Annotated in this window: 7 protein-coding genes, 1 tRNA gene and 2 pseudogenes; 6 read left to right on the top strand and 4 right to left on the bottom strand. The window is 49.6% G+C overall.

The window, feature by feature from the left end; all coding sequences use genetic code 11:
* The first annotated feature begins 9 nt into the window (after nucleotides 1–9).
* From ACX9GV_RS07045 to ACX9GV_RS07060, 4 genes are all read left to right on the top strand, one after another.
* Nucleotides 10–753: a fimbrial biogenesis chaperone gene (locus ACX9GV_RS07045; protein WP_473197540.1), complete on the top strand. Its 744-nt coding sequence runs from the start codon at nucleotides 10–12 to the stop codon at nucleotides 751–753.
* A gap of 32 nt (nucleotides 754–785) precedes the next feature.
* Nucleotides 786–1,571, top strand: coding sequence for a fimbrial biogenesis chaperone (locus ACX9GV_RS07050; protein WP_473197541.1), 786 nt, complete (start codon nucleotides 786–788; stop codon nucleotides 1,569–1,571).
* Between the two features lie 80 nt (nucleotides 1,572–1,651).
* Nucleotides 1,652–4,201 carry a fimbria/pilus outer membrane usher protein gene (locus ACX9GV_RS07055; protein ID WP_473197542.1) on the top strand — a complete coding sequence of 850 codons (2,550 nt, stop codon included), beginning with the start codon at nucleotides 1,652–1,654 and terminating at the stop codon, nucleotides 4,199–4,201.
* A 188-nt stretch (nucleotides 4,202–4,389) separates the two neighbouring features.
* Entirely contained in the window at nucleotides 4,390–5,604 is a 1,215-nt protein-coding gene (locus ACX9GV_RS07060) for a hypothetical protein (protein WP_473197543.1), read from the top strand.
* A 131-nt stretch (nucleotides 5,605–5,735) separates the two neighbouring features.
* On the opposite strand, the pseudogene ACX9GV_RS07065 reads toward ACX9GV_RS07060, so the two are convergent.
* Nucleotides 5,736–7,622: pseudogene (locus ACX9GV_RS07065) on the bottom strand (glycosyl hydrolase family 28 protein); the annotation flags it as partial.
* 770 nt (nucleotides 7,623–8,392) lie between these two features.
* Here ACX9GV_RS07065 and ACX9GV_RS07070 point away from each other — a divergent pair.
* Nucleotides 8,393–8,468: transfer RNA gene (locus ACX9GV_RS07070), tRNA-Gly, on the top strand.
* 473 nt (nucleotides 8,469–8,941) lie between these two features.
* Here the strand turns inward: ACX9GV_RS07070 and ACX9GV_RS07075 are convergent.
* Nucleotides 8,942–11,233: an FG-GAP-like repeat-containing protein gene (locus ACX9GV_RS07075; protein ID WP_473197544.1), complete on the bottom strand. Its 2,292-nt coding sequence runs from the start codon at nucleotides 11,231–11,233 to the stop codon at nucleotides 8,942–8,944.
* Nucleotides 11,230–17,886 carry an Ig-like domain-containing protein gene (locus tag ACX9GV_RS07080; protein ID WP_473197545.1) on the bottom strand — a complete coding sequence of 2,219 codons (6,657 nt, stop codon included), beginning with the start codon at nucleotides 17,884–17,886 and terminating at the stop codon, nucleotides 11,230–11,232. Before ACX9GV_RS07080 ends, ACX9GV_RS07075 begins: the two co-directional genes overlap by 4 nt.
* A 285-nt stretch (nucleotides 17,887–18,171) precedes the next feature.
* Between ACX9GV_RS07080 and ACX9GV_RS07085 the strand changes: the two are divergent.
* A pseudogene (locus tag ACX9GV_RS07085) lies at nucleotides 18,172–18,666 on the top strand (IS5 family transposase); the annotation flags it as partial.
* Between the two features lie 51 nt (nucleotides 18,667–18,717).
* Here ACX9GV_RS07085 and ACX9GV_RS07090 read toward each other — a convergent pair.
* The gene (locus ACX9GV_RS07090; RefSeq protein WP_473197546.1) at nucleotides 18,718–19,665 is read right to left on the bottom strand and encodes an OmpA family protein; all 948 of its coding nucleotides are present in this window, start codon (nucleotides 19,663–19,665) and stop codon (nucleotides 18,718–18,720) included.
* Nucleotides 19,666–19,802: the final 137 nt, after the last annotated feature.

The following is a 19,802-nucleotide window of genomic DNA, read 5'->3' on the forward strand; positions in this document are numbered from 1 at the left end:
AAAAAACAGATGAAAAAAATTCGTAATGTGTTGACGGTGTTGTGGGTTGCATTATGGGGGGCTTACCCAATGGTGGGGGCTACGGAAGGGATCAAACTGCCCCAGACGCGTGTGATTTATCACGCAGAGAATAAAAGCACCACTGCGGGCATTCAAAACCTGAGTGATATCCCTTATCTGGTGAAGGCCGAGGTGGTGAATCTTCCCGGGCAGCCTGATCAACAGGCCATTCCTTTTTTGGTGACACCGCCCTTATTTCGTTTAGAGCCACAAGAGCAGTTTCGGGTTCGTATTTTACTACAGGGAAAAACAGAGTTACCCACTGATCGGGAATCTGTGTTTTATCTGAGTTTTTTGGCGATCCCCTCCACATCCCAACCGGGTCAGGCGGTGGATACTACAGTCACCGTCCGGTTATCGATAGGGATACAGCCGCTGATTAAATTGTTTTATCGCCCAGCAGCATTACCGATGACGGCGGGTGAAGCACAAAGCAGACTGGTATTTCGTGCTTATCAGGATGAGGTGGTGATGGAAAATCCTACCCCCTATTATCTGACGTTAAATACGCTCGAGCTTAAAGGGAAAAACATCGACTTGGCGCAAACCGGAGCGATGATCGCCCCATTTTCCAAGAAAACCTACCGAGTCATTGGGCAAACAACGAAGGCGACTTATAGCACCATTAATGATTACGGCGCAGTGAGTCAACCCTATCAGTTGGCCATCTCCGTTTCGGGGGGCAGACCATGAGTTTGGGCTGGCATCAAGCATTTGGATATGCAGTGAGAAATCACCGATGTCTGTGGATGGGGATATTACTGTTTCTTTGCGCTGGGCACACTTGGGCTGGAAATGCCAATGAACGCCAGGGCATTACCTTGCAATCTACGCGCGTTATTTATCCGGCTAATGAGACCAAAGGGATAACCTTTGCCGTCACTAACGATACTCAGTCGGTGTATTTGGTGCAATCGCGCGTTGAGGCCTGGCCGTCTTCACTTGCTGAACCGGTCGATGCATCCAGTGAGGTGAAAGCGGCTTCCCCGTTTATCGTCCTGCCGCCATTAACTCGCCTAGAGTCCAAGGATACGCTGACATTGCGTATTCGTTTGATTGAAAAAACATTACCCGCAGACCGTGAGTCTGTCTTTGCGTTTCAGGTCAAAGCGATCCCGAGCCAAAGTGAAGATGACAAACAGTCTGAGAGCAATGGGGCTGGGCAAGCGCGCATTATCCTGGCATTACAAAATACCTTGAAGCTGTTCTATCGCCCTGAGGGGTTACCGCCGTATGACGTTCAACAGGTTGCCCAGGCCTTGCAATTTCAGCGTCAGGGAACGCAGCTTGTCGTGACCAATCCTACCGCGTTTTATGCCACGTTTGATGAGTTGTCAGTAGCAGGAAAACCCATTGAGGCAGACGCATTATTTAGCATGGTGCCACCGTTGGGGCAGCAAAGTTACCCGTTACCCAACGCGTTGCATTCAGGCGAAGTTCGCTGGCGGTTACTTGATGACTATGGTGTCAAGACAGAGCCTGTGACACGCACACTCAATAATAATCGTTGAGAAGATAGATGATTAGGCCTTATTACACCCAGCCTTCCTACAAACGGCTAGGTAAAAAAAAGTTTTCGTATCATCCTTTAATGTTTGCCTTATGTTTGGGGTGTCACCCGGTGTTGGCGGATGATTACTTTGACCCCGCTTTTTTGGGTGAAGCAACACCGGTGGATTTATCGGCATTCTCTAAGCCTGGCGGTGTGGCTGAAGGGGAATACACGGTAGTGGTATTGATCAATCAGCAGGCCACCGGGGAATTTACGCTGAACTTTCAGAAAAATACTCAAGGCCAAGTGGTTCCCTTACTCACGATCGCACAGTTGGAACAGTGGGGGGTGGATGTCAATAATATTCCGACACTCAAAGCCCTTGACCCCCAGACGGTGATTGATGATTTAGCCTCTTATATTCCTCAGGCGACGACTAAGCTGGATCTTGCCAATTCGCGTTTAACCGTCAGCGTGCCACAAATAGCCATGCAGCGTTCCTATGGCAACTGGGCTGATCCCAGTTTATGGGATCACGGCATTCCGGCATTTTTGACTAACTACAGTATTAGCGCTGGTCGGACAACCAATACGGCGGACGGACAAAGAATACAGAATGATAATATGTTTGCCTCGTTCCGCATGGGGGCTAATGTAGGCCCGTGGCGGCAACGCAGTACCATGACCTATACCCAATCCAGTGATAGTGGCGGGGACTATAGTGCTAATCATTCACAAACCCAATTCTCCAATACCTATTTGTCCCGTGATCTTCGGGGATTACGTTCAAGCCTGTTGTTGGGAGAAAGCAGTACCGGCAGTGAGATCCTGGACAGTGTGCCTTTCAAGGGGATCAAACTGAGCTCGAATGAGCAAATGCTGCCCAATCAGTTACGCGGGTTTGCGCCGATTATAAGCGGGGTCGCCAATAGCAACGCGCGCGTCACGGTGCGCCAGAACGGGAGTATTGTCTATGAAACCTATGTGGCGCCGGGGCCTTTTGCGATTAATGACATTCAACAATCCGGGATGTCGGGCAATTATGATGTCACCCTGACCGAAGCGGATGGCACGGTGCGCCAGTTCACTGTGCCTTACTCGTCTTTACCGATGATGTTACGTCCCGGTGGTTGGAAGTATGAATTGACCGGCGGGCGTTATGACGGAGGTTATACCACTCAGTCACGGGATGCCGATTTTCTCTTGCTGACCGGTGTGTACGGGTTACCGCAAGATGTCACGGTGTACGGTGGGACACTGTTGTCCAAAGATTATCGAACGGCCAGTGGTGGCATGGGGATATCGTTGGGCCATATTGGTGCCATTTCTGTTGATATGACTCACTCTGCCGCGCAGTTTGAACAAGAGGGTACCAAAACTGGGCAATCTTACCGTGTGCGCTATTCCAAAAGTCTGTTGTCAACCGGGACCGGGGTTGATTTAACGGCATTACGTTATTCGACCAAGCATTATTACAGTTTCAGTGAATTTAATAGTGAGGGATATCAATTAAGTGAGGGGGTGACTCCGTGGGTGGCACAACGTCGGCGTAGCAGTCTCCAAATCCAGTTAAGTCAGCAGATGGGAGATTGGGGGGCATTGGATTTCCGGGCTAATCGAGATGATTATTGGGGCAGTGACCGAAGCTTGAGGGGGGTGTCTCTGGGCTACAGTAATAATATCAAAGGGATAAACTATGGTATTAATTACAATATTGACCGGGTGAAAAGTAGTTCGGGGTACTGGCCGGAAAATCGCCAAATCTCGCTGAATATCAGTATACCCTTTAGCATGTTGGGCTCTTCACCGATACTGCAATCTCACTATGCGACGACATCGATTACCCATGATAACCGTGGGCAGACGCAGAGCCAAACGGGGCTGAGTGGCCATTTACCGAACAGCAATGTGAATTACAATTTATCGCAAAGCTGGGGTAATCAAGGCCAAACGGCAAACAGTAATCTCAATGTGGGCTATCTGGGAAGCAAAGGGACATTGAGCACCGGGTATAGTTACAGCCATCAATCAAATAGCCTAAATATGACCGCCAGTGGAGGGGTATTGGTACATGCAGAGGGGGTCACTCTGTCCAATACGCTGGGGGATTCAGTGGCACTTGTCAGTGCCCCTGATGCATTTGGGGTGAAAACAAATAGCAGCAATGCGATTACTGATTGGCGAGGTTATGCGGTTGTTCCTTCTCTTTCGGCTTATACCAGAAACAATGTCGGGCTTGATCCGAGTAGTTTACCTGACGATATCGAATTAGTGCGTTCCAATATCAATGTGTATCCGACGCAAGGTGCGGTAGTTAAGGCGACTTTCGCTACCCGTGTCGGTTATCAGGCATTGATTACCTTAAGACATGACTATGGCATGGTTCCTTTTGGGGCCATCGCATCGTTAATGGGTGTCCCTCCGGGGGAGGAAAATAGTGCAATTGTCGGGGATAATGGCCTGGTCTATATGAGTGGGTTACCGAAATCCGGCAGTATTGTGGTGAAGTGGGGGAATATATCCTCGCAACGCTGTACGGCAATCTTTGACGAAAAATCATTAGCCCTTAATCCTGAAAGTGGTATTCGCCAGGTGACATTGAGATGTTTATTTGAAGTGCCTGAAATTCAAGTGGCAAGTAACGGCTAGCCGAATTTGGTGACATAAATGAATACTAAAATAGACACTGCCATTGGTTTTCTTGGGCAACAGAAAGGGTTAATAGCGCAAGCTAAAATTAATCTATTTTTTATTTTATTAAACTGAACTTATTTATCGTGGTGTTTTTAGAACGCTATAAGTTTATATTTAACACTAGCAATGACAGGATAAGGATAATGAAAAATATTACCATGCCCTATTCAGGTTTAGTCTCTCGACGCGTGAAACGTCAGTTTTTGTGGTTGAGACAGGGCGCGATTGGTGGCGTCGCTCTTTTCATGCTTTGTCCTGCTTTTGCGGTTGACTATACCGTTTTCCCTGGGAGTGTGATGCAGCTGACTACCATTAACGGGCAGCTTAGCGGCGGGACCGGCACGACAATTACCACCTCAAGCTATTCTTTGCGTATGGCGGGTGGTGGGCTGACAACCGCTAGTATTGATAGCTCCTGTCAAGTACCCGTCACGGTAAATGGTTATACCGGGACCGCGGCAGTGGGTGGGCGTAATGATATTGTGGTGGGGGTAACGGGTACCAGTAGCGGGGCGCAAGTTAATATCGGCACCACATCTGCGGCGGTGTCTGGTAAGCAAAATATCTACTCCATTGCGGGCAGTTGGGACAAGTATGGCAAGATAAGTTCATCCACCGCATCCGCAGCGAGTTTGGGCCGGAATTGTCTCTACCCGGCAGGGGCCCCAAGCAGTGGGAGCATATATTATAGTGGTGCCGCTAATGCGTATGTAGGGAATGTTCCAGCCACCCTTAATTTGAATATCTGGGCTTATATTGGCCCTAATGTTCCCTATGGAACTTATAACTTGACGCAATTATTTTTTCGTCAGGGAGTTTCAACCGGGACGGCAACATTGGTTTCAAGTAGAGCTATTCTCAATCCAGGCGATAGGCTGATTGTTAGAGCGCCCCCTTGTTCGTTAGGTGTGGGCAAAAGTACGGTCACTTTTACTAACCTGTCGACATCTTCCGATATGTCAGCATCAGTCGGGGATAGCTTATCAGTGAATTGTACTGGCAGCTCAGTCAGCGCTAAAGCCTATGTTAGAGCCACTGGGATAACAGGAACGGCAACGGCTGATCTGTATGGGTTGGGGCTGATCAATAGTGATACCAAACAATCAAAGGTGGATGGTACCGGGATCATTGTCCGTGGTGAGCTGGGAAATTCCCGCGCAAAAAACTGTTCGGGAGGTAGGGAGGCAAGTTCAGTTTTATTTGCTCCCCAATCATTATTGCCGGGATATTATGTGTTCGATCTCTCTGCCACTAGCCGTAATATCGCAATCCCACTGGAGTGGTACGCCTGTACAACATCTAAGACTGTTCCAGGAAAATACACTGGTGCGGTAACACTGGGTATTACCTATCAGTAAATGGCTATTTTACCCCAGACGAGAGAGTGCCGCTTAGTGACCTCTAACATGCCTGGCTTTCTACATCACAGTGCAGTGAGTAGAAAACCAGGACATGAATCTACGGCGGACTTAAATTAAGTTACGCTCCTTTAATTTGTTGCGGCTTCATAAGTCAGCACTTCATCGGCCTGCGTGGTCAGGGTGATGTTATTGACTGAGTCATGTAGCAAAACATCTTGTATATAGCTGAAGTTCCATGCCTTTTGCGTATCAAGATAAGTTACATTATCGAATTGGCTGTTATGTAGAAAGGAGATATTGGTCGCAATGGCGTGGTTAAATCTGACATTTTCAAAATGCAGGTTTTGATGATACGCATCACGTGGGAAAGTGAAGCCATAAGCCGCTTCCATCTCCGCAACGGTCATACCGTCAACCAAAATGCTATTTTGGGTACCCCCATCAATGCTGATATTTTGTACTTGTACATCACGAAATTGCGCCGGTTCTGATGCAGGCACCGCGTCATTAACATCGGAAGCGTACTTGATAGTAAAGATAAACGGTTGCTTGCCAAGGGATGACATCGCATTGTCGCGAAATACTACATTACGTGCACCACCACCATAGTAAGGGCGGCTTTTCATCCGTAGACCAACATCGGTCAGGTACATCACATTATCTTCCGCCAGAATATTCTCGATCCAGGCACCAGTGTGGCTACCAGCGACAACGGCCCCGTGACCATTACGGAAATAGTTATTGAAAATCCAGGTGCCACTTTGCGGCGGTTGGTGATACTCCTCAACTCCTGCGCCGAAACCTGCCGCGAAGTTTACGCAGTCATCGCCAGTATCGAAGAAGCTGTTAAACACCATGGCGTTCTGGCTATTACCAAACTCCAGCCCATCGGCGTTATTGGCATCGTAGGTTTTATTAATAATGCCATTGATGGCGATATTCTCGTTTTCCAACATCATGATGCCATGATAGGCCGGGTTTAATATCGTCAACTCGCCAATGTAGAGATTCTCGACACCGCGTAAGGTGATTAAGCTGGAGCGTCGGTTACTGTATGCGGTACTGGCAGGCAGACCATCAGCAATCCCCTGTGCAGTTTGTGCCGCGGCGAGAATACCGTCCGTATTGACCTTATTGACATTACTGGCACGATATTGTGGCAGCGTGTTACCCGTTTCATCGGTGAGATTTTCTGGGCCACCCGCTTTGATGCCGCGTACCCAGCCATTGCCGTCAATGGTTCCCTGACCAACAATGCGAATATTCTTGAAGGTACCGGCATGGGCAGAGCCAGTATCATTGGGCTTTAGCGCATTAATCAATGATGGCGGACGTTTTGGCAGTGGGGCAGGGAGCTGATAAGGATAGAGGTAATAGCCTTTTTCCAGCGGGTAATCGTCAGGGGATGCCGACCCTAGCAAAGTGGCATTGGCGGTGATTTCCAGCGTCATATCACTGTGTAAGAACAGTGCGCCGGTTTTAAAGGTGCCCGGGGGAATGAGCACTTTACAGCCTTGTGGATACAGTTCAATGGTGCAGCTATCAATGGCCTTTTGGATTGCCGCGGTATCCAGTGTCGTACCATCACCTACTGCGCCGTAGTTTTGGATATTGACTACTTGGGGCGCGGTGGGGGTTGTAAATGCCAGTGGTAAACTTTCTATCGATTCGGTTCCATCAGCATAAACTGCACGTACCGTAAATTGGTAGGTGGTTTCAGGCGTTAAGTTCTGAACAGTAAAATTATGCAGGCTGATTTTGCTATGCCACTGATTAGGATCCCGGTTTTGATAAAAATTATCGATATAGGGCTTAGCCGGTGAGTAGGCATCGTGGTTGGCTTTGGTGCCACCAAGCAATTTGCCATTCATATAGACGTTATAATCGCTGATATTGTTGTATTGTTGCGGCTTGTTCCATACTAGCACCACACTATGTTCATCATAGGCAAGTGGCGGAATACGCACATTTTGTGGTGCGGCAGAGCGATCAACGGGGGAGTCTGAATTCGAGTTCTCGTTTGAGTTCTCGTTTGAGTTCTCGTTTGAGTTTGAGTTCTCATTCGAGTTCGAATTTTCATTCGAGTTCGCGTTTTCGCTTGAGTTCGTGTTTGAGTTCATGTTTGAACTCGAGCCATTATCGCACCCACTAACTAATACACTGAATACCAGGGGTAGACAGCAGGCAATACGGCGAGAAAATAAAAAACCAGACATGTTCTTCTCCAATCAGGTTAACGTGATGTTTAAACATCATTTTTCTGGAAAAAAATTCTATTTTTTGATTGCCGCAGTGACCAGTATCGATAAGCGGCATCACGGCAATAATGTAGTTTTATTTATTGAAATACAATTTCAATAAATAGAAAATATCATTCTTTTTTTGATTAAAATCGATTTTTTGTTTGTTATTGTCAGGAAGATCACAGAGGAGGGGGGAACGCTGCGATATCAGTCGCACCGCTAAGGGTGTTCAAGAATAGATCGCTATGAACGGAAAATGTTCACTCAGAATGTCAGACAGCATTTTATTGAAAAGTGGGGGTTGCCAAGGCAAAACGATTGGTACATAATGCGCCCCACATTGGCAGAGAATGTTGAAAATCATTTAATATCAATGTGTTAAATTTAAGCTTGGTTTTTTTCTGGCTAAAAATGAGAAAATCATGCTGTTGAACAACAGATGACGCAGTAATAAGTAAGCCAGTAATAAGTAAGCCAGTAATAAGTAAGCCAGTAATAAGTAAGCCAGTAATAAGTCAATGATAAGATAGTACCTATGCGACGCGGGAATAGCTCAGTTGGTAGAGCACGACCTTGCCAAGGTCGGGGTCGCGAGTTCGAGTCTCGTTTCCCGCTCCAATTCTTCTTCCAGTGGAAGCTTTTTGGTTCCACAACTCATTGAAATAAAATCGTAAATCTTCTCGTAACTTCCATGCAATAACATGGGAATGTACTCAAACTCAGATTATTTAAGTCCACTGACAACACCCTCGAGCCTATTGAGTAGCTCAATCGGACAATTTTCCTCATCAACAGTCTGTAGCTACCTTTAATGGCAGTGCGTGTCTGCTTCCTATTCCTCTTCACCAGAACCACAACTGAAAACCAATATAGATGAGAGCAACCCGCAATGGCTCACCTGACCGATTTAGCCGTTTGCCGTGCCAGAACTACCCGCAAACTATTTCATCCATCAATATCAATAAATTGCTGTTGTTGTCATCACCCTGAATTAGGTCATCCGTAATCTGTTGATCAGCTATGCAAAAGAGCCCACAGTGTTTCCACTGTGGGCTCCCAATTTATTGGTTAGACAATAATTTGGTTATTGCTTAGACAATAATTTGGTTATTTTGCAACAACGTTTCCAGATCAGTATGGACATTAGCCAACGTAATGGCACTGGTAAAGACGTTCGCATTGCCTGAACCATCGCGATCAATACTGATCACCGTGTCATTGCCGACGTTCTCCACCTTCAGGTACTTAAGAATACCTTGGGAAGAGTAGTCCAATTCCATATTGCCATCATCCTGGAAGAAGGAGATTGAGCCGTTGTAGTCCAGCAGATCACTCAGGTCAATCAGGTCCGCATCACCGTCAGTCACCACGTCACCCACATGGAAGCCATGGACGATATCGCTGCCATTACCGCCGGTGCCGTCAGTTTCCATCCCTGCCAAGACCTTATACATCAACGTATCGTTACCACCGTTAATCAGGTAGAACGTATCGTTGCCGCCGCGGCCTTCAAACAGGTTGTTAGCCGAGTTATCAGTAAAGGTATCGCCCTGGCTAGAGCCAATCAAGCCTTCGATACTGATCAACTTATCAGAGCCTTGGCCTGTGGCCGTACCTTCCCACAAATTAGCCGTAATGGCCGCAGACGAACGGCTGTAATCAACGATATCCATCCCCGCTGTGGCACTCCAGACTGCCTTACCACTGACAATCTGGTTCCAGCCACCACTCCCGTTGTAGGTATCGTCACCCGCTGAAGCAAAAAAGGTATCGTTATAGCCGGTACCGACAATGCCCGTTGCAGTGGTATTGGTGGCAGCAGTATCACTTTCCGCCGTCAGTACATACGCATCATGGGATTTACCGGTGGTTAAGCCACCCCAGTTCTCATTAACCGTGCTATTGGTGTAACCGCCTTGGCTACTTTCTGCGCCAACATGGTTGGTCTGGCCATTGGTAATACGCAACAACTGCACCGAGTAAACTTCATTCGGATCCAACCCGAAGAAGCTTACCAGACCCATACTGTTGCTCGAGCCCGAGGACTGTGGGTTAATCAACTGCGTTGCCACCAACTCACCCTTCGAGTTATACAGCTTGACGGTATTGCTGTAGAAGGTATTGATGCCTTGGCCATCAACAATACGGATCTGCAGGCTGGTACCATCAGCGGCAATGTTGGTGTTTTTCACCAGCAAGGTCGGTGCAGCATTATCACTCGACACCACTGCGCCATCTGCACCTGAACGATACAGCACCAGGTCCATTGAACCATCCCAATCATAATCCAGGGCGACTGCACCCGTCAGATTACTGTAGGTGGTTGCTGTCAGAGCAATGCCGGCAGCCGACCAGTTGTTAGTGCCAGTGTTGAGATAGAGTGCAGGGCTAGCGGTAACACCCGAGCGTGGCACTTCAACGATGTCCATTTTACCATCATGGTTCCAGTCAACCGCCAATGAAACACCACCATCCAAGTTGTCACCAAACCATAATGCCTGAGCGTCTGTAGCATTCAGATTACCCGTGCCATCGTTCAGATAGATACGGCTTTCATCAGTGTTACCAACAGTAGCGCCTTTAGAACCACGGCTCAGGAACAGATCCAACCAACCATCACCATTGTAATCGGCATAGGTCATGGAAATGGCCCTATCACCGGCATCTTCATGGCCGTCATTGCGGAACACATTGGAATAAATATCTACTTTGCCAAAGTTGGTCTGGTTGGTACCTGTGGTCTGGTTATACAAGACAGCAAGACCGCGCCCGAGGTTACCTCCGTTCGACGTAAGTGTGTTGAAGTCGACATGGCCAGTAATATCAATGGTACCGTTATTATCGATATCCACCGCCCCAAGTTCGTGCATAAAGCTCAAGCCAGCAGGCAGCGCACCACCTGGATTACCATTTGTGCCGTCAGCACTCAGTACACCATTTTCGTTCTTAAGGAACGATATAGAGTCTGCTTCCGAGTCCGCCAACACAAAGTCCAGATAGCCATCACCGTGACGGTCATAGGCTATCACCCCCCCTAAGTGGTTAAGGCTGCCTTGGTCTACTGATTTCGCCGTGTAACTGCCATCAGCATTCTGCATCCAGTAGGCAGTACGTCCACCGTTACCATAAGAGCTGACCTGTGACATCACATCAGTCAAACCATCTCGGTTAATATCCGCAAAGGTCGCCGAGTTAATAAAGCGGCCATAACTTCCCTCGGTTACATCGCTTGGTTGTGCCAGGTACTTGGAGTTGTAATCCTCCAGGTTTTGCATATTGTAGACTCGCCCAGCGTTAGCGGTACCTGTGCCCGTTGCAGCACGCGCACTCTGGAAGAATGACCACAAGCCATTTGTCCCAATGGTCACTGCTGCCGCATTCACGCCAAGGCCTTCCCCATCGGTCGTCCCCCCCACTTCTGCACGATCAGCGTATTACCATCACCCTCAGTGACCCCGATACTGGTGGAGGCACTTAACGAAGAACGGTTACCAGCCTCATCCCACACCATAAAGGCCAGATTATGCGCGCCGGCTGGTAGTGTGCTGCTGATTGACCAGCTACCGTCAGCATTGGCTCTAGCAAAGCCGATAATCTGATCCAGCCCTTCCTGGTAGGTCCCATTACCGTTGACATCACTCACCAGTGAAACAATCGCCCCTGCTTCAACCTTACCGTACTTGGCTTCGTTGAAGGTGTAGGTGGTGGTGCTGTTAACAATTTGCGGCACATCAGGCGCACCAAGGATCGCATTCGGTGCCTCCAGATCAATCACAACCTTATAGTTGCTATTGAAATTGACGTTCGTGCCCAGGTTACCGGCAGCATCAATCACCCGCAGTTGGTAGTTAAACGTGGTGCTCTGAGTGACCGCAGCCAACTGATGACTCCAGTTAGTCCCGGCTTCAGACAACAGCGTGGTCCAGTTACTCCCATTATCAAAGGAGATCTGCAGATACTGGTCGTTCTGCAGCGCAGCGCTCAACGCCCCCTTGATGGTCACCGTACGGTCGCGGGTGTTCATATCGCTGTTTACCGCTGTCGCACTGTGGCTGAACAGATCGCCGGTGGTCAAACCGTTCGAGGTATCGGTGGTAATACCCGCTGTGGTGGTCAAACCATTCAGGTTCGGTGCCACGGTGCTCACGGTCAGCGCATGTGCATCGGTGTCACCAATATTACCCGCCTGATCAACCACACGCGCCTGGATGGTATAGTCAGCTGACGTCAACGGCTTGCTTTGCAGATCTACCGTCCAACTGCTGGCGGTCGTGCTGCTCGCTTTGGTCCAGGTTTGGCCGCCATCAACACTCACTTCGACCCACTCGTCTGCCAGCAGGGCCTTGTTCAGTGTACCGTTAATCAACAACGTGGTATCGCTGGTGTTGAAGTCGGTATTGCTGATACCCAAATCATCACTGATTGAGGTGATGGTAATTACCGCATCAGAAATCGTCGCATCAATGGTGATGGTTTGAGTCGCACTCGGCGCACTCTCCTGATCTGCATCGTTGGTCCCCGTCACTTTGAAGTTGTAAGTACCGTCTGCCAATGCCGGGTTGGGTGTAAAGCTCCAACTACCACCTGGGCCTGCAGTAGTCGTACCTACCACAGTTTTATCGTTATAGATGGTAATCGTATCGCCTTCAGCCACCGAAGAGGTCCCGCTCAAGGTTGGCGTATTGTCCTTGGTCAAACTACCGCTAGCCAATGGCATACGGGTAGCGCCGGTATCATCAATAATACTGTCGATAACCGGAGTGCCTGGGGTCAATGACATAATAACGTCATAGCTGGTGCTCGGCTTGGCGCTATTACCTACCTTGTCAGTCTCTTCTACTGTCAACGTGTTTTTACCGTCATACAGTGAGCCCGTCGCGGTCAACGTCCACTGGCCATTGCTGCCTACGGTGGTGGTACCCAGTACTTTGGTCAGCCCATTGCCATCGGTGCTGTATACCGTGATGGTGTTACCCTCTTCAGCACCGGTACCGTTAATCAACGGATTGCGATCATCCAACACGTTACCCTTGCTGACCGGGCCTGTCACCAAACCATACTGATCGACGACTTCAGTGATCGCCACCTTGCTCACATCCGGTGGCGTGAAGTCCAGCGTCAGGGTAAAGGTTGTCGATTGTTGGCTGACGTTACCCGCCTTGTCGGTGGACGTGACGTAAAAATCATGCGTGCCTTCTGACAGGCCGCTGGTTGGCGTAAAGCTCCACTGGCCGCTGCCATTAACTTGTGCTGACCCTATCTCACCATGTTGGTCATAGATCTTCACTATGCTGTTGGCTTCCGCATGGCCGCTCAGGGTAGGCGATGGATCATCCGTCGCGCTGCCGCTAGTCATGCTCTGTGGCTGGATATCACCCACATCGTCTGCTGCCGAGTCGATAACCGGTGCTGTCGGGGCCACGGAGTCCACAGTAAATACCCAGGTGCCAGTGGTGCTGACATGACCGGTCAGATCTTTGGCACTGGCACTCAGGGTATGTAAACCTTGGCTCATGTCACTGCTTGGCGTAAAGCTCCAGTTACCACTTGCCTCTACTGTGAGGCTGCCCAGTACGCCATTTTCATCGCTGATGGTCACCACACTGCCCACCTTCGCGGTACCGGTCAGCGTCGGACGGGTATCATCCGTCACCCCATTTTGTGTTACGGAACCCGTGATACTGCCCACGTCATCTTGCAGACCAGTCAGTTGTACCTGGCCTGGCACCACATCTACGTTGAAAATCAGGTGTTGCCCTTCACCGCTGGTGTTACCCGCCGGATCCGTCACCGTGGTGGTCAGATCATGTGGGCCGTTATTCAATGGCGTGCTTGGCGTAAAGCTCCAGTTACCCTGGTCATTCACCAACGCGGTGCCAATCACCTCGTCATTATCCCACACAGTCACCACACTGTTCGGCTCTGCCTTGCCACTCAGGGTTGGCGTGTTGTCGTCAGTGGTTTCATCGGTGCTGATTGGCCCGGTCACGCTGCCCACATCGTCGGTCACCACCAGGTCTGTGACCAGTGCCGGTGCCTTGGTATCGACCATGATGTCGAAGATACCTGTCGGTTTGCTGGTGACACCAATCTCATCGGTCACCGTCGCGGTCAGCTTGTGGTTGCCATCAATCAATGCCGTTTCTGGCGTAAAGCTCCAGCTACCATTATTTTCCACTTTCACGCTACCAATGACTTCACCATCGTCATACACCTTCACGATGCCACCTGCCACGGCGGTACCCTTCAGCGTCGGGGTATTATCGTCAGTCACTTTACCCTTCTGCAGCGGTCCAGTCACAGGTCCGACATTATCGTCCACCGACGTAATCACTGGTGGTACTGGCGCGCCAGTTCTGATGGTAATGCTGTATTCGGGTGATGCCACCGTGGTGTTGCCTACCGCATCACTCTCTGTCGCGGTCAACTCAGCAAGACCATCCACAAGCAGCGCTGTCGGCTTCATTGACCAGGAGAGATCATCCTGCACGATCGCCGTGCCGATAATCTCGCTGCCGCGGTACACCGTAATGATGTTACCTTTTTCCGCACCGGTGCCGCTGATGGTTGGGCGGGCGTCATCGGTGGTGGTACCCGAAGCCACATTGCCGGTCTTACCACCCACTTGATCATCCACGCCAGTGATCGTCACTTTGCTGGCATCCGGTGCAGAGTAGTCGGTGGTCAACTTAAAGATGTCAGATGGCTCACTGGTGTTACCCGCCTTATCCGTCGCAGTAGTGGTGATCTTGTGCTCACCTTCCACCAATGGGGTGGTTGGGGTAAACGACCAGACACCATCGTCGCCGGCAGCAACCGACCCCAACAGTTTGCCATCATCATAGACATTGATGATGCTATTTGGCTCTGCCGTCCCTTCGAAGGTCGGGTTGGCATCGTCAGTAGCACTGCCGTTGGTCAATGGACCACGGTTATCGCCTACGTCATCAATGGCGTTACCCATCACCGGCTGCTCTGGGGCGGCGGTATCTACCTTCAGTTCAAAGGCGGGAGAGGTTACCTTCTTACCGGCGGCATCTTCTGCCGTCACGGTCAGGCTGTGGTTACCCTCGATCAGATCGGTCTCTGGCGTAAAGCTCCAGCTACCATCTTTCTTGACGATAGTGGTGCCCAGCACATCATCCCCATCCTTCACGGTGATGACACTGCCTGGCTTGCCGCTGCCGTTCAGTTCTGGACGTGCATCGTCGGTGACCTGACCGGGTTGCAGGTTACCGGTTACAGACCCTACGTTGTCATTGACTGACCCCAGCTGTACCAGCACCGGGGTATCGTCCACCACAATCTTGATATCCGGGCTTGGCTCACTCACGTTGCCCGCCGGATCAGTCACCGTGGTATTGAGGGTGTGGTCGCCATTATCCAGCGGATCAGTCGGGGTAAAAGTCCATTTACCTTCATCATCGATCTTGGCAGTACCGATTTCTTCACCGTTGTCATAAATAGTGACCGTGCCGCCCGGTTCGCCGGTACCGTTCAGGTTTGGTGAACGGTCATCGGTGGTATCTCCCGGATTCACTTCACCGGTCTTCTCACCCACGTTGTCGGTGATAACGATATCGCCAGCCGGATTAGGTACGGTGGTGTCAATATTAATACCGAAGCTGCCGCTTGGTGCGCTGACATTACCTGCGATATCCGTTGCGGTGGTGGTCAGATTATGGTTGCCATCTTTCAGGGCCACATCGGGGGTAAAGCTCCACTCACCCTTGCCATTGGCCGTGGTTGAACCGATCAGTTCACCGTTATCATAGATCTTGACCAGGCTGTTGGCTGTTGCACTCCCACTCAGGGTTGGGGTGGTGTCGTTGGTTAAATCGTCCTTCTGCAATGGGCCCACGTGTGGCTCTGCGTTGTCCACCACACTGCCGATAGACGGCTGAGTAGATACCGGGATGTACAGCGTAACGTCATAGCTCGGAGAGGAGAAATTACTGCGGTTGCCTGCAGGATCCTGAGCAATAATCACCAGTTGGTTGCTGCCTTCTAACAATGGCAGTTCTGGTGACATGCTCCAGGTATTATTGTCTTGCACGACTGCGCTACCAATCAGATGCTGACCAGCAGCATCGGTGGTGTAGACAAATACCGTATCACCCGCAGTACCAATACCGCTGATCAACGGTTGGCTGTCATCAGTCACCGCACCCTTGGCCACCGCACCCTGGCTACCACCCACGCGGTCTTCGACGGAAGTAATCGCCAAATGGGCAGGGTCATCTAACGGAGACGTGGTATCCACAGTAAAGTTCAACGGCTCAGAGGGCTTACTTTCGTTACCTGCTGGATCGGTTGCCGTGATGGTAATACTGTGATTGGTTTCGTCGAGTGGTGTCTCAGGCGTAAAGCTCCACTTGTTGTTATCCCCAACCACCGTTGAACCAATCTTTTCACCGTTATCATAGATATTGATAATATCGCCAGGCTGGCCGCCACCACTGAATTTAGGCTGAGTATCATCGGTTGTACCGCCATTCTTGATTGCGCCGGTGATAGCACCCACGTCATCCTGGGCATTCGACACATCAGGTTGAGCTGGAGCCGTGGTATCAACCACGATCACAATAGGATCAGAAGGTGTGCTGGCATTACCGGCCGGGTCAACTTCACTGACCGTCAGGCTATGGTTGCCCTCGGCCAGGGGCTCTTCAACCTGATAGCTCCATTCACCTTTACCATTAACGACCGTCGAGCCAATCGGCTTACCATTGTCACTAATAATAATGACATCGCCAGGTTGCCCCACACCTTTCAGTTCAGGTTGGGTATCATCCGTGGTGCTGCCACTGGTCAATGGGCCGGTAACGGCACCGACGTCATCGATAACGCTCCCAATAGCAGGCTGGGTAGGGGCTTGTGTATCGACGTTAAATTCCCAACCACCACTGTGCTTACTCTCATTACCCACAGGGTCGGTTTCAGAAACCGTGATGTTGTGCTTTCCATCAGTCATCGGTGTCTCTGGCTGGAAAGACCAACGACCATCGTCATTGACGACGGTCTCGCCAATCACATTACCGTTGTCATAGATAGTCACTTTGTCACCTGGCTGACCGCTACCGGTCAGGACAGGACGTGAATCATCCGTGGAATCACCCGGTTTTATTTCACCGACAACGTTCCCCGTTTTGTCCATGACATGCTGCATACCAGGGACATCCGGCGGTGTGGCATCAACCGTGAAGTTCAGAGGATCAGAAGGCGAGCTGACATTACCAGACGGATCAGTCTCGGTGATCACCATTTGGTGAGCGCCGTCACCCATTGCTTGATCAGGGGTAAATGTCCAGTTGCCATTGCCATCAATGACCACGCTGCCAATGGCACTACCGTTGTCATACACGGTGATGATGTTACCAGCGACACCTGTACCACTTAAGGTAGGATGAGATTCATCTGTCTGGCCGCCGTTTTTAATTTGGCCCTGAATAGAACCCGTATGGTCAAGTGCACCGCCAATCGCCGGTTTTGCCGGAGGGGTCGCTTCAGGGGTATTATCATCTTTACTACGGTTATGATAGGCAACCGCGGCCCCAGCGCCGATCGCTGTCGCTGCCGCCAGAAAACCCAAAAAACCAAATAGCGCATCATGATTATCATCAGAAGCGACAAAAATGCCTTCACCACTGCCTTGAGATGGACCACCTAATGCTGCAGGCGATGACTCACCATCAGTAAAGAGATAGCCGTGCTCATAGCCTTCCCCGGACAAGGGAACATAGGCATACAGCTGGCCATCTTCAGCCATTCCCAGTAACACCGGGTTGTTGGCTTCACCATTAAAGTAGTCTTCAATAATAATACTGGCTTGTGTGTCCCCTTCCTGGATCACGTGCAACGCCTTGCCGACACGAACTAAAGTCACGTTCTCCGGAGCAAAATCATTGCCTAGATTCTTTAAGACGTATTTATTACCGTGAATTAATTTAACTTTAACTGCATTGTTGGCATTCGCGGTTAATAAACGGGTTTTCCCTTCGCCATTGTTAACAGCCAAAACTATCGTTTTTTCCATTACTTCGTAACTCCACCTGAGACTTAAATGATGTTTTAACCTTTGCTCCGTGATGGTTCTCTGACCTCCCTTGGTGGGAACAGATATCGTACGCTACGTGGAGAACTGGTTAAAATGTAGATACAAGACTGATTAAACTTCCACCATTGTTGCTGAAAAAAACAACGTTTTGAATAAGAATGTTCCGAATAACTTAGGGGGAGATGATCTTTCGTGGTGGATTATTAGGTGGCATGATGGACAGCTACAATTACTTTCGACAAAAACCAACCAAAACAGCATAATCTGCTAAAAACGATATCAGCAGATGAATACTGGTCAACGCTAATCCACTTGATGCTGAGAACAGGTCGTGTCTATAGCAAGCCAGAACCCAGAAATAGGGTGGAAGGTATTTTGTATCGAATGCAGGTTGGCTGCCCTTGGCGTGATGTCCCAGGCGCTTTTGGACATTGGCGTGCCATCTATCGGCGGTTTAACTTGTGGTCAAAGAAAGGCGTTCTTAATGTAGCTCTTTGTCGAGCTTAGGCAATTGGCTGATATTTATAGACGGTCGCATCGTTAAAGCCCATCAGCATGGCAGGTGATTGCTCTGAGGGGAAAGCGTCTATAGAAAAAGGGCAGGGTGGCAACACGACGAAAATCTATCTGGCTGTTGATGGTTGTGGCTTACCGATAGATTTCATTGTCACGGGTGGTGACAGTGAGAAAATCCGTGAGCAGGTTCGGCATAAAAGAGGTATACCGACCCTACCACGGAAACGGAACTCAAAGATTGGGAAGCGTTATTCACTGCTATTTAACAACGCATTGCTATTTAACAATGCACTGCTATTTAACAACAATATCTACCCGACGTCCCTGGGTGTTACAGCTACTATCTTGATGCTTGGCATTGGCTTCACACTGCTCAGCATCTTTGGCGATCCCCATACCACTGGTATGAGTGATCAAATTTTGATTAACGCCGGCACGGATCAGTGTATCGCGAACCGTATTTGCCCTGGCCTGTGACAAGCGTTGGTTTGCTGCCGCATTACCAATAGCATCGGTGTAACCAATTAACTGAATGTCAGAGACGTTATTCCCTTCCTTAAGGAATGTTATGACATGGTCCAATTTAGCTTTTGAGGCCGGTAAGATTGAACCATACTGACTTTTGCCGGTAGGAAAATGGAGACTTTCCTGCAACAACACGGCGGTACCACCCTTAACATATTCGCAGGCTTTCACTTGCTTCGCGCGATTAATAATGCGCGACTGTAGACGCATAGATTGCAAATCCGCCTCAGCCACAGAGCGTTTAGCTAACGCTGTCGTGGTCCCGGTCTCACCTGGATTAACCACCAGGAAATAGGTCGTTGCACCCAGGGTTTTCAGTTGATGTTTGGGGGCCAGTTTACCTTGATACAACGGTTGATCCTGGAAGTAGGACTCAATGGCGTGCCCACCAGGGACAACACAAAAGACCGTATACTCGCCAGGCAATAGTACCGATTGCAGTTGACGATCCACATAAACCGTCGCAGGAAGTTTACCTTCCGGATAGTAGAAGACAATTTGCGCCAACTCCGGCACAACCTCTCCGACAGGACGATAACCGTTTGCAATGGTCCCTGAACCAGCGGTCTGCCCATTGGCATCTAACACCGTAGACACCGTATTGTTATGCCCACCAGAGAGTCCCTCCTGCGCAGAAGCTGGCAAAGAACACCATCCGCTGGCTAACATTAATGACACGATAGTGGCGTACTTGAATTTATTACCAAAAGCTTTCATTAAAATCTCCATATAGGGCGATATTTCATCCATCAATATCAATAAATTGCTGGCGTTGTCATCACCCTGAATTAAGTCATCCGTAATCTGTCGATCAGCTATGCAAAAGAGCCCACAGTGTTTCCCCTGTGGGCTCC

It is taken from the genome of Serratia sp. 25CWL12 (assembly GCF_055790885.1).

Coding starts and splice junctions, on each gene's coding strand:
- ACX9GV_RS07045 (WP_473197540.1), top strand. CDS start 10: ATGAAAAAAATTCGTAATGTGTTGACGGTGTTGTGGGTTGCATTATGG.
- ACX9GV_RS07055 (WP_473197542.1), top strand. CDS start 1,652: ATGTTTGCCTTATGTTTGGGGTGTCACCCGGTGTTGGCGGATGATTAC.
- ACX9GV_RS07060 (WP_473197543.1), top strand. CDS start 4,390: ATGAAAAATATTACCATGCCCTATTCAGGTTTAGTCTCTCGACGCGTG.
- ACX9GV_RS07080 (WP_473197545.1), bottom strand. CDS start 17,886: ATGGAAAAAACGATAGTTTTGGCTGTTAACAATGGCGAAGGGAAAACC.
- ACX9GV_RS07090 (WP_473197546.1), bottom strand. CDS start 19,665: ATGAAAGCTTTTGGTAATAAATTCAAGTACGCCACTATCGTGTCATTA.